Consider the following 11,980-nt stretch of genomic DNA (forward strand, 5'->3'; position numbering starts at 1 on the left):
GCGGTGGGGGCCACCGCTTTGCGCGGCGTCCAGCGTCGGGGCCGGCATCCCGAACAGGTAGCCTTGCACGTAGTCGGCGCCGACCTGGGTGAGCCGATCCAGGGTCGCGTCGTCTTCCACGCATGTGAAGATCACGCGCGATCCGCGCTCGGCCGCGGTTTTCAGTAGCGGCGGCAGCTCGGTCTCGGGGGAGGCGATGGCGTGCGGCGCGAGCTTGAGGACATCGGGGGCATGCAGATGCAGTAGCGACTGCGCCTCGCGCACGTCGTTCGCGTGAATGCCGGCCTGGAAGCCGGCTTTGCGGTAATTGCGCAGGATGACGCCAGCCAGCAGAACGTCGTGCGCGGCTTCCGATGGCAGCTGCAGCACGATGCGGGAGGGCGGAACGCCCAGCGCCTCGAGCATGCGGCGGAACGCCTGGCCGTGATCCTGGGTGATGGCCGCGAGCAATCTGCCGTGTACCCGCAGATAAAGTGGCAAATCCGCTTGCGCCTGCGAGAAGTAATTCAGGGTGTGCACGAGCCGGCACAGGCGGTCGAGGCGCACCAGCGTTGCATCATCCGCCGCCTGGGCGAAAAGCCCCCACGGGCTGATGACCTCGCCGTTCGCGGTGCGCGGACGGGCATAGGCATCGTAGCCCGCGGGTTGGCGGGTGCGAATCGCGAAGATGGGCTGAAATGCGCTCGATAGGTCGAGTTCCAGGAACCTGCCGCGAACGGTGCCGTCGTCGGCCAGGCCGAGCGCGGCGTGCATGTCGGGTTGGTTCGAGAGCTTGGCGATGAGTTTCCGGACTTCCGAATAGGCCACGGGATGCTCCTGGGGGCAATGGTGGCCCGCGCGGGGCCTTTTTCCTATTCAGCGTACCGCCGATCACTATTACCGCAAACGATTGTTTCGCGTTTCCGATATTTCCCCTGGATCTAAAGCCCCGAGTCCGCTACCGCGCGCTGTCAGTAGCGCTGCGCAGATTCGAGCTCATCCAGCAAGCGCTGGTAGAGGGCATGGCGCTGCGCCGCGATGCGCCCATCCCGCAAGGCGTCCAGGACGGCGCAGCCGGGCTCGTGGATGTGGGTGCAGTTGTAGAAGCGGCATTTGCCGAGGTACGGCTCGAATTCGGGGAAGCCCCGGACGATTTGCGCGCCGTCCAGGTGCTGCAACCCGAAGGCCTGGAACCCGGGGGAGTCGATCACGTCGGCCCGCGGGGCGACGTCTTCAGGAACGTGGTAGAGGCGGGTGCTGGTGGTGGTGTGCTTGCCGGCGCCCAGGGCTTGTGAATGCTCCTGCGTGGCCGCACCCGCATTGGGAACCAGGGCGTTGAGCAGCGTCGATTTCCCCATGCCGCTTTGCCCCAGCAGGAGAGTCGTGCGGCCGGCCAAGCGGGGCGACAGCAGGGCGCGCGTGCCGGCAACATCGAGCGCGCTGAGCTCCAGTACCGGCACGCCGACCGCCGCGATGTCGGCGAGCCGCGCCCTGGCGCTGGCGAGGCCGGCGGGGCGATCGACCTTATTCAGCACCACCACGGGTTCGACGTCGGCATTGCGTGCGCCGACGAGCGCACGGCCCACGAGGTCGTCCGAAAACTCGGGCTCGGTCGCGACGACGATGAGCAGCAGGTCTACATTCGCCGCGAACTGCTTGGTCCGCATTTCATCCGACCGATAGAGCAGGTTGCGTCGCGGGAGCACGGACAGGATCGCACCTTCGGCCGGCCCTTCCGGCGCGACCAGGACCCAGTCCCCCACCGTAGCCGTGCCTTTCTTGCCGCGCGGATAGCATTGACGGGTCGATCCGTCCTCGAATTCGATCGTGAAATGCCGCCCGAACGCCGCAATCACCCGGCCTCGCAGGCCGGCGCCAGCGGATCCTCCGGCCGTGTTTCGCCTCGGCTTCATGGCGCGTAGATCGCGTCGGTCTTGGCCGCGCAGATGAAGTCGTTCATGGAAATGCCGCCTACGTCATGGGTGCCGTACGAGACGCGCACCTTGCCGTAGCCCACGGTCAGCTCAGGGTGGTGGTCCTCGTTTTCCGCCAGGTCGGCGACCGCGTTCACGAAGGCGATGGTGCGTCGGTAATCCGGGAATGTGAATTCGCGTTCGATCGCGTTTCCCCGGGATGACCATCCGGGCAGCGCTTGCAGCTGCCGTGCAACGGCATCCGGGGTGAGCGGAGACTGGTGCTTCCTGGACTCGCAGCGGCTTGCAAGCAGCTGGGCAACGGTCGATACGGCGTTCATACCTGTTTCCTGGAACGGTGTGGCCCAGACCCACGCGTCGGGCCGCAGCGACGCTGCTTCATGAGGCTGCGGCGCGCAGCCGGCCAATGCGCAGCGTCGCGGGCGGATGCGAATCGTAAAAAGCCGAATGCACGGGATCAGGCGTGAGCGTGGCGGCGTTGTCGTCGTACAGCTTTACCAGTGCCGAGATCAGGTTGGCGGGATCGGTTTGCTCGCTGGCGTAGCGGTCGGCCTCGAACTCGTGCTTGCGCGAGTACCAGCTCGCCACCGGCGTGAAGGGAAAGGTGAACACCGGCGTGACGAGGAAGAAAAGGATGAGGGCCAGTGCATCGTTGCGCCCGTCGAGCGCAGGCATGACGCCAAGGCCTGTGTAGAACCAGGTTTGCTGCGCCAGCCATCCTAGCAGCGCGAAGAAGGCGAGCGAGACGGCGAAGGCGAATACCAGGCGCTTGGTAATGTGACGGTGTTTGAAGTGGCCGAGCTCGTGGGCAAGCACTGCTTCGATTTCCTCCGGCGCCAGGCGCGAGAGCAAGGTATCGAAAAAGACGATGCGCTTATTTTTCCCCAGCCCCGTGAAATAGGCGTTGCCGTGGGCTGAGCGCTTGGAGCCGTCCATGACGAACAAACCGTTCAGCGAGAAACCCGTACGGCGTGCGAGCGCATGGATGCGCTCGGCCAGTGATTGGTCGGCCAGTGGCGTGAACTTGTTGAACATGGGCGCGATCACCGTCGGGAAGAGCAGCATCACGCACACATTGAAGACGACCCACAGCCCCCATCCCCAGAGCCACCAGTAGCGGCCCGCTTCCGCCATGAGCCACAGCAGGGCCGACAGCAGCGGCAGGCCGAGCACGACCGCCAGCACGACGCCCTTGGCCGCGTCGGAGGCGAACAGGCGCAGGGTCATGCGGTTGAATCCGAAGCGCGACTCCAGTACGAATTGCCGCCACAGCGTAAAGGGCAGGTCCAGGAGCGCGAGCAAGGCCGCCACCATGCCGACCAGGAGCAGCTGCCGGACGAAGTCGGATGAGGCCACTGCGGAGGCCAATTCGCTCAGTGCCTGTAGCCCGCCCAGCAGCGTCAGGCCGACCAACACGGCGCTGTCGAAGAGAAGGGAGACGACGTCGAAGCGTATGCGCGCGAGGGTGTAGTCGGCAGCTCGACGATGGCTGGTTTCGCCTATGCGGTCCGCGAATTCGGGGGGGACGGTGTTGCGATGGCGGGCGACGTGCCGCGTCTGGCGGGTGGCAAGCCAGAGGCGGGTGACGACTCCGGCCAACAGCATGAAGACGAACAGCAGGGTAAACACGATGACGGCTCGTTCCTGTTGGCGGCGCGCGGGTTCCGCACCCCCATGCTGCGGCGCACGAGGAGAGCTGGGCGCCGGCCTGTGAGAAAATTGCGGTTTATGCGTGCGCGGGGGCCGCGGCACCGCGCGCGACGTTGCATGGATCCGGAGCACCGATTATATGGCGTTGAACGAAAATCACCTGGTTTGGCTCGATATGGAAATGACGGGGCTGGACCCGGAAAAGGAACGCATCATCGAAGTTGCAGTCGTCGTGACCGACTCGCAGCTGGAGGTGGTTGCCGAGGGCCCGGTCCTGGTCGTGCACCAGCCGGATGCGTTGCTCGACGCCATGGATGCTTGGAACAAGGCCACCCATGGCCGCAGCGGGCTGATCGATAAGGTGAAAGCGTCCACGCTCACTGAAACCCAAGCCGAAGACATCCTGCTCGAGTTCCTCTCGCAGCACGTGCCCCCAGGCAAGTCCCCGCTGTGCGGCAACACCATCAGCCAGGACCGCCGGTTCATGGTGCGCTACATGCCGCGGCTGGAAGCGTTCTTTCACTACCGCAACCTCGACGTCAGCACGCTCAAGGAGCTGTGCCGCCGCTGGAAGCCCGAGATCTACAAGGGATTCGAGAAAAAAAGCCGCCACGAGGCGTTGGCCGACATCTACGAGTCGATTGCCGAGCTCAAGTACTACCGCGAACACTTCCTGCGGGTATGAGGTGGCCGAGGCGCCTCGCCGTCAGGCGGCCGGTCCTTGGCTGCCCGCTACGCGCCAATAGCAATACTGCAGTGCCAGCGCCGAGACAGCCATGCTGGACGAGGCCATGAGCCACATCGTGCCGGCTCCGGTCGGGGAACCCGGCATCAGGGCCGTGATCAGGCCGTCCAAGGCGCCCGCCGCCGGCCCGAAAGCCAGCCACCACCCGCCAAGCAAGCCTATGCCCCAGAGCGCGCCCGCCTGGATCAACATTGGAGCGACGGCCACTTTGTACGCGCGGAGCAGGTAGCTGCTCATGCATTGGAGCGCGTCGAACAAGTGAAAGAAGGGCATCATCGCCAATAACCCCAACGCCACGGCGCCCACCTCGGGGTCGCTCGAGTAGGCGCGGACGATGGGCTGGCGCGCGAGCAGCACGACGGCGATGGTCAGCAGGGCACCCACCGTGCTGAGCATCAATCCGGCCGCCCCGGTGCGGCGTGCTTGTGCCGGGGCGGCGGCCCCGATGGCCTGGGCGGTCAAGGCACCGGTCGATACGCCGAGCGCGAGCGGCATCATGAAGCACAGCGCCACGAGATTCGCCATGATCTGGTGGCCACCGGTGGCGTAGATGCCTTCGCGCGCCACCAGCAGGGCCATGAAAGTAAACGAGGTGACCTCGATCAGGTAGGAGGCACCCATGGGCACGCCCAGCCGGAGTAATTCGCCCAGGATCTTCCAATCGGGGCGCCCGATGCGCAGCCCGAAAGGGCGATAAAAGGCGTCCCGTCGCAGCACGACGACGCTCGCCCCGACGCTGATCCAGAAAACCAACGCGGTCGACAGTCCGGCGCCCACGGCACCCAGGGCGGGAAGGCCACACTTGCCGTAGATGAACAACCAGTTGAGCAGGGCCTTGATGCCGATGCCCGCGATATTGATCGTCATCACCACCTTGGGGCGGGAGACCGCAGTGTTCAGCGCATAGACCGTGCGGAAGATGAGCGCGGCCGGCAGGGCGAGGATGAGCATGTACAGGTATCCCCGCACTTGGGCCCGGACGGCGGGATCCACGTCGCCGGACATCGCCAGCCATGCGTCCGGAAACATCATGGCGGCGCCACCCAAGGCGGACAGGCCGATGGAGAGCCAAACGGACTGCCCCCACGCGCGTCCTATCTTGTCGAAGCGCCCTGCGCCGAAATGTTGGGCGGCGATCGGGATCAGCGCGTGCAGCACGCCCGTCAGGCCGACGAACACCGTGACGTAGATCGAGACGGACAGCGACATGGCCGCCAGGGCGACCGGCGAGGCGTGGCCGGTCATGGCGGTGTCCAGCACGCCGAAAGCCATGCCTGCCCATTGGCCGACCAGCACCGGCCAGCCCTGTTGCAGGATGCGGCGCAGCGTCGCGCCCCAGCCGCCCGGCAGTGCGCTGGCCGCGTTCGCACTCACGAGGCAGGGTGCCCGGGATGCGCCGGGCGCAATAAGATGAAGTATTCGCGTACTTCCGGCGCGCGGCGGAACTCCGCCGCACGGGTGCCTTCCCAAAGCACGCGGCTGCCTGCGTACTCGCCCCGCTGGACGGCGTTCCACAGGACGCTGGCATTGCCTTGCAGCAAAACGAGCGGGCAGTCGCCGGTCAGTTCGAAGCGCAGGCCGTCGAATACCGCGAACGACGCACGTTGCGACAGCCCCAAGCCCGAGCTGCGCACGCATTCGCGCTTGCCGGTGCGCACCCGCTCTTGTTCCAGGGCATGCGCCACCCGGTTGGATACTTCCCGATAACTCTTGTTGTAGTTGATCGAGGGCAGCCACAACGTCATGATCAGCAGCCAACAGGTCACCACGCCGCTTGCAGAGAGCACCGTGCCGCGCCAGAGTCCGGTCGGGCGCGCACGGAAACGCCAGGCGATGAGCGCGACCCAGGCGACCGTGGCGGCTAGCGCTGCACCGAAGGCGAAGAGCGAAAACTCCACTTCGAAGCCGGGGGTCTGGCGGGCGATGTTGCGGGCGATCTTGGGCGGCACGCCGGTCATCATGGCGATCCACCCTATCCAGACCACGCATGCGGCGGCCGAGAACACCATCACGGCAAACCAGTCCAGGGCATTGATCAAGCCCCGGCGCAGCGTCGGTAGCGCCAGCGCTCCCAATACGGAGCACGGGATGACGAGCACGAGATATTCGGCGTCCACCGGTTCCCGGACCGTGCAAAGCAAGACGAGCCCCGCGGCGGTCAGGGCACCGGGGATCGCCACGTGAGGCGAGGCCAGGTAGCCGCGCCAGCGCCATAGCGCGAGCAGCGCCAGCGGGCCCGTCGGCCACAGGAACCAGGGCATGTTGCGCGCGGCACCGGACAAGCCTTGTGGGCTGAGCAGGCCGAAGACGCTGGCGTTCCAGCCCCACCAGCCGCTCATCCAGTAGGGCTTGAGCAGGGCGGCGGGAAGCCACCACGCCAGCGAGAGCACGAGGGCCAGCGGCAGGCTCACCAGCGCGATCCAGCGCACGCCCGGCCGCAGCGGCTGGCAGCGCCACGCGAGCAGGGCGACCGCCAGCAATTGCGGTACGACGGCGGGAAAGCCGCGGGAGAGGAATGCGCCGGCCAGCGCCAGGCCCAGCGTCACGGACGCTGCCCGGGGGTGGTCGAGCATGCGCGCCAACGAATAAAAGGCCAGCGCGTGGAAGGCCAGGCTGGCGGGTTCGGCCGAGGTTTCGTGGCTGCGCCACAACACGCCCAGCGTCGCGAGTAGCAGGAGCAGCGCCGCGTCGGCCAGCATCCGGCCGTAGTCGCGCGGTTCGGGTTGGCCCCCGAACGGCAGGGCCAGGGGCTGCGCCTCGGGCCGCCGGCCGAGCAAGTAGGTGCCGTACCAGAGACTGGCGCTGGCGATGGTGAACCAGATCAGGTTAGGCAGGCGCCCGGCCAGGATGTGCCCCCCCAGGGGAGCGAATAATTCCATGCAAAGCGCGCCCAACCATGTGGCGATCGGCCCTTCCTGCGACACTGCCACGCCAGCCGCCTCCGGGGCCAGCCACTGTTGCCAGCCGCCCTGGTAGGCGCTCCACATTTGCGCGAGGCCGATGACGTCCTCGCTCTTCCAGGGTTCGCGCCGGATCAGTCCGACCACGATGTAAAGCACGCATAGCCCCAGCAGGCCCCAGCGCGGCAGTTTGGTTGCCGCCACTGCGGTCAGCCGGGCCGGCGTGGGCGGCATGATCGACGAATAGAAGGAGGGGAAACGGGAGGACATTGAACCGCTGGGATGACCTAACAGGCGACAAATCGAATTCTAGTAGCCCGCGCCGTTGCCACAGACAAAAAAGGCAGCCTCGAGGGCTGCCTTTTGGGTCCGCAAGGACGGCGACGGTCGCTTAGGCGGATGCCTTCGGCGTACGCGCGAAGCGGGCGCGGAATTTCTCGACGCGGCCGGTCTCGACGATACGGGTTTGCGCACCGGTATAGAAGGGGTGCGATTCGGACGTCACGTCGCACTTAAAGAGCGGGTACGTCTTGCCATCGATCTCGATGGTTTCGCGCGTGTTCACCGTCGAACGGGTGATGAACTTGCCGCCCGTTTGCAGGTCCTGGAAAACGACTTCGCGGTATTCGGGGTGTATGCCTTCTTTCATGGCAATTCCTTGGCGTAAAGTGCGGGTCGCCAGCCGGCCACATCCGGCAACGTTCCCAAATTCGGTAAGCCTACTATTATGGCCGGAAAACCGGGAACGTGCAAGCCAGGGCGGTCAGCCAGCCTGTTGCTCGGCGCCGCAGCCGCAGCCTCGGTGGTTGATGCGGCGGCACCAATACTCCCACGCGCGTTTTGCCGACGGGGCGGCCGGATCCATCTTGGACCGGATCGCAACTTCTCCGGGCGATAGCGCTTTGACCGAATCGCTCATGCGCATGGCCTCCATGAGGATGCGGGCGTTGCGAGGGAGATACATCGCGATCCGGACCGCCTCGAAGAGGTTGCGGCCCGCCACGGAAAAGCCGTGTCCCCGCATCAACACGACCCGGTTTTCGGCCAATGCGCGCGCCAAATCCCTGCCCTGCTGCATGTTGGTCACCAGCAGGTTGGTGTCTCCGAAGCCGTCGCGGATGTCCCAGACGGGCACCCGGTCCCCCATGTCGCTCGCGACATGGATGACGGGCCGCAGGGGGATGTCCGTGATGCTGAACGGGAGCACTTCGTCCGCGTGGCTGTGGACCACGGCATGGACGTCGGGACGAGCCTCATAAATGGCGCCGTGGATGAATCGTTCCATGTATGGAGGCTTGCCGGCGTTTTCCGGAGAGTCGCCATCGAGCGAATACTCCACGATGTCGCCGGCGCCGACCAATTCCGGGCTGCGCGATCGCGACAGGAGATAACGGTCCGGACGGGATGGGTGACGGACGCTGACGTGTCCGTACGCGTCCAGCACACCCTCCCGGGCCAGGATGCGATTGGCGTGGACGAGGTCCTCGATTAGCGTCGCCGGTATGCTCATGGGCCTGCCTCGTTCAGTTGCCCGCCTGGATGCCGGCGGCCTTGACCACCTGCGCCCATTGGCGGATTTCATTGCTGATCAGCGTTTTCATCTCCGCGGGCGTACGGAAGTCGGGCACGAAACCCATGACGTCGAGTTTGCGGCGCGTATCTTCATCTTCCAGGGACTGCCGGAGTGCGTCGGACAGGCGCGCGACGACGGCGGGCGGCGTGCCGTGCGGCGCCATCATGCCGAGCCAGCTGCTGGCGTCGAAGCCGGGCAGGGTTTCGGCCGCGGCCGGAACGTCGGGGTAAGCATCCAGGCGCTTGCCGCTCAACGTGACGAGCAGGCGCAGCCGGCCGTCTTTGATGAAGTCGGCCACCGTGGTGGGCGTGGCGACGAACAACTGCAGCTGCCCCCCGACGACGTCGGTGATGGCCGTGCCCGATCCCTTGTAGGGGATGTGCATGATGTCGATGCCGGTGCGGTCCTTGAGCATTTCCATCGCCAGGTGGGTGGCCGTGCCGGTGCCGGAGCTGGCGTAAGACATCCGGCCGGGGTGCGCCTTCGCGTAGGAGACCAGTTCGGCGAAAGTGCGCACCGGGACCTGCGCGTTGGCGACCACCAAGACCGGGGCGGAGGCCATGGTGCCGACCGGCTCGAAGTCCTTCGTGATGTCGAACGGCAGGTTCTTGTAGATGGACGGATTGGCGGTGACCGCGATGCTCGCGAGCACGAGCGTATAGCCGTCGGGAGCGGCCTTGGCCGCCTGGGCCGTGCCGATATTGCCGCCGGCTCCGGGCCGGTTTTCGATCACGATCGATTGTTTCAGGCGGGCCGCCATTTTTTCGCCAATCAACCGGGCGACTTGGTCGCTGCCTCCACCCGGCGAGTAGGGGACGATGAAGCGTATCGGCTTGGTCGGATAGGTGCCGGCCTCGGCTGCGCTGGCCGCGCTGGGGGCGGTGGCCAGCAGCGCGGCGGCTGCCGCGGCGTGGAGCGGGCGAAGGAAGGGGGCGCGGATGCTCAACATGTCTCCTCGTTTTTTTCGGTAGTGTGATGCGGGGGCGGATGCCGCCTGCCGGGATTCTGGGGCAGGCCTCACGCGCACGGACGCGCGAGGTTGAGATAGGACGTATCTCGGATCGAAATGGCGCCAGCCAGGGCAAATTCCGGGGGAGCTTGGGCGGCGAGGAGGCGGAGAGTGGAGTTGGGATCGCCCCTGCGGAAGGTGGAGGGAGCGGAGGGAGAGGCGCTCCGCCGTGCGGCGACGGAGCCCTGCGGCGCTCCCCTGCAATCGGGGCAGCGCCTAGCAAGCCGGCTTAGCCGCCTTTCTTCATCATGTCGAAGAATTCGGCATTGTTCTTGGTTGCGCGCATCTTGTCGAGGATGAACTCCATCGCCTGGATTTCGTCCATGTCGAAGATGAACTTGCGCAGCACCCAAACCTTCTGCAGCACGTCCGGCTTGATCAGCAGCTCTTCGCGGCGCGTGCCGGACTTGTTCAGGTTGATGGCGGGGTAGACCCGCTTTTCGGCGAGGCGCCGTTCGAGGTGGACTTCGCTGTTGCCGGTGCCCTTGAATTCTTCGTAGATCACGTCGTCCATGCGGCTGCCCGTCTCGATCAGGGCCGTGCCGATGATGGTGAGCGAGCCGCCTTCTTCGATATTGCGGGCTGCACCGAAGAAGCGCTTGGGGCGTTGCAGGGCGTTCGCGTCCACGCCACCCGTCAGCACCTTGCCCGAGGCCGGGACCACGGTGTTGTAGGCGCGGGCCAGCCGGGTGATGGAGTCGAGCAGGATCACGACGTCGTGCTTGAGCTCGACCAGGCGCTTGGCCTTTTCGATGACCATTTCTGCCACCTGCACGTGCCGGGTAGCCGGTTCGTCAAAGGTGGACGCCACCACTTCGGCGCGTACCGAGCGCTGCATCTCCGTCACTTCTTCCGGACGTTCGTCGATCATCAGCACGATCATCGTGACGTCGGGGTGGTTGGTGGTGATGGCATGCGCGATGTGCTGCATCATCACCGTCTTGCCCGATTTCGGGCTGGCCACCAGCAGGGCGCGCTGACCTTTCCCGATGGGGGCGAAGATGTCCAGTATCCGCCCTGTCAGGTTCTCTTCGCTCTTGATGTCACGTTCGAGGCGCAGCGGCTTGTTGGGATGCAGCGGCGTCAGGTTCTCGAACATGATGCGGTGCTTCATGGTCTCCGGAGCCTGGCCGTTGACCTTGTCCACCTTGACCAGCGCGAAGTAGCGCTCCCCGTCTTTGGGCGTGCGCACCTCTCCTTCGATGGAGTCGCCGGTGTGCAGGTTGAAGCGGCGGATTTGCGAGGGCGAGATGTAGATGTCGTCGGTGCTGGCAAGATAGGACGTTTCGGGCGACCGCAAGAAGCCGAAACCGTCGGGCAGCACTTCCAGCACGCCATCGCCGAAGATGGGCTCGCCTTGTTTCGCGCGCCGCTTCATGATGGCAAACATGAGCTCCTGCTTGCGCAGGCGGCTCGCGTTCTCGATTTCGAGGGCGGCAGCCATTTCCAGCAGTTGCGATACGTGCAGCGCCTTCAGTTCGTTGAGATGCATCTCGGATAAAGCTCCGGGGGGGTCTTTGGTGACACGTCCTCGTTAGAGGACTTTGCGCAGCGAGTCTGTCGCTCCTGGGCGGATTGGCTGATTCCCGGGGGCGGGAGGCGCACCGCCTATGCGCAAGAGAGGGCGTGGTTAATGGGTTGATCGGGAGGACCGGCAGGGGCCGGCCCGTTATCCATGTTGATTTACAGCGAACTGTCCAGGAAGGCGGTGAGCTGCGACTTGGACAGCGCGCCGACCTTGGTGGCGACCACTTGGCCGTTCTTGAACAGCATCAGGGTGGGAATGCCGCGGATGCCGTACTTGGTGGCGGTGGCGGCGTTTTCGTCGACGTTCAGCTTGGCGATCGTCAGCTTACCCTTGTACTGGACGGCCGCTTCTTCGAGGATGGGGGCGATCATTTTGCAAGGACCGCACCACTCGGCCCAATAATCCACCAGGACCGGTTCATTGGCTTGAAGTACGTCGGCATCGAAGCTGGAGTCGCTCACGTGCTTGATCGCGTCGCTCATGGTTTTCCTTCTGGAGGGTGTGCGCAAAGCGCGGAAGAAAGAGTCGTGCAGTGCGCGGTAATGGGTAACGGATGCTCTGCGGTGGTTATATATGGGCGCCAGTGCTTGGATTCCAGACCCCTGCGGGGAGTTTTCTTATGCGCAGATCCTGACGGGAATACCCCTGGGGCGATGCGTGGG

Annotated in this window: 12 protein-coding genes; 1 reads left to right on the forward strand and 11 read right to left on the reverse strand. The window is 65.3% G+C overall.

Annotated features, from left to right (window positions below; translation table 11 throughout):
- The 4 genes from IRZ12_RS10665 to IRZ12_RS10680 all read right to left on the reverse strand — a co-directional run.
- Window positions 1–807 (reverse strand): EAL domain-containing protein (locus tag IRZ12_RS10665; RefSeq protein WP_296468175.1); only part of this gene is annotated, 807 nt, incomplete at its 3' end.
- A gap of 143 nt (window positions 808–950) precedes the next feature.
- Window positions 951–1,892 carry a ribosome small subunit-dependent GTPase A gene (rsgA, locus tag IRZ12_RS10670; RefSeq protein WP_296468178.1) on the reverse strand — a complete coding sequence of 314 codons (942 nt, stop codon included), beginning with the start codon at window positions 1,890–1,892 and terminating at the stop codon, window positions 951–953.
- Window positions 1,889–2,233, reverse strand: coding sequence for a 4a-hydroxytetrahydrobiopterin dehydratase (locus IRZ12_RS10675; protein ID WP_296468180.1), 345 nt, complete (start codon window positions 2,231–2,233; stop codon window positions 1,889–1,891). The genes rsgA and IRZ12_RS10675 overlap by 4 nt, the downstream gene beginning before the upstream one ends.
- A 58-nt stretch (window positions 2,234–2,291) precedes the next feature.
- A complete protein-coding gene (locus IRZ12_RS10680; protein WP_296468200.1) occupies window positions 2,292–3,518 on the reverse strand; it encodes a M48 family metallopeptidase in 1,227 nt (408 codons plus the stop codon).
- 184 nt (window positions 3,519–3,702) lie between these two features.
- On the opposite strand from IRZ12_RS10680, the gene orn reads away from it, so the two are divergent.
- Entirely contained in the window at window positions 3,703–4,248 is a 546-nt protein-coding gene (orn, locus tag IRZ12_RS10685) for an oligoribonuclease (protein WP_296468182.1), read from the forward strand.
- A gap of 21 nt (window positions 4,249–4,269) precedes the next feature.
- Here orn and IRZ12_RS10690 read toward each other — a convergent pair whose 3' ends face one another.
- The 7 genes from IRZ12_RS10690 to trxA all read right to left on the reverse strand — a co-directional run bounded on the left by IRZ12_RS10690 (window position 4,270) and on the right by trxA (window position 11,800).
- Entirely contained in the window at window positions 4,270–5,682 is a 1,413-nt protein-coding gene (locus IRZ12_RS10690) for an MATE family efflux transporter (RefSeq protein WP_296468184.1), read from the reverse strand.
- Window positions 5,679–7,478 (reverse strand): glycosyltransferase, encoded by a 1,800-nt coding sequence (locus IRZ12_RS10695; protein WP_296468186.1) that lies wholly within the window; start codon window positions 7,476–7,478, stop codon window positions 5,679–5,681. Before IRZ12_RS10695 ends, IRZ12_RS10690 begins: the two co-directional genes overlap by 4 nt.
- Before the next feature lie 121 nt (window positions 7,479–7,599).
- The gene (locus IRZ12_RS10700) at window positions 7,600–7,857 is read right to left on the reverse strand and encodes a type B 50S ribosomal protein L31 (RefSeq protein ID WP_296468189.1); all 258 of its coding nucleotides are present in this window, start codon (window positions 7,855–7,857) and stop codon (window positions 7,600–7,602) included.
- Between the two features lie 114 nt (window positions 7,858–7,971).
- Window positions 7,972–8,718, reverse strand: a complete 747-nt coding sequence (locus IRZ12_RS10705; protein ID WP_296468192.1) for a class II aldolase/adducin family protein — start codon at window positions 8,716–8,718, stop codon at window positions 7,972–7,974.
- A 13-nt stretch (window positions 8,719–8,731) separates the two neighbouring features.
- Window positions 8,732–9,730 carry a tripartite tricarboxylate transporter substrate binding protein gene (locus tag IRZ12_RS10710; RefSeq protein ID WP_296468194.1) on the reverse strand — a complete coding sequence of 333 codons (999 nt, stop codon included), beginning with the start codon at window positions 9,728–9,730 and terminating at the stop codon, window positions 8,732–8,734.
- Between the two features lie 289 nt (window positions 9,731–10,019).
- The gene (rho, locus tag IRZ12_RS10715) at window positions 10,020–11,282 is read right to left on the reverse strand and encodes a transcription termination factor Rho (protein WP_296468196.1); all 1,263 of its coding nucleotides are present in this window, start codon (window positions 11,280–11,282) and stop codon (window positions 10,020–10,022) included.
- Window positions 11,283–11,473: 191 nt separating this feature from the next.
- Entirely contained in the window at window positions 11,474–11,800 is a 327-nt protein-coding gene (gene trxA / locus IRZ12_RS10720) for a thioredoxin TrxA (RefSeq protein WP_296468198.1), read from the reverse strand.
- Window positions 11,801–11,980 lie beyond the last annotated feature (180 nt).

This window comes from Pigmentiphaga sp. (assembly GCF_019689535.1).
In the GTDB taxonomy this organism is placed as follows: Bacteria; Pseudomonadota; Gammaproteobacteria; order Burkholderiales; family Burkholderiaceae_B; genus Pigmentiphaga.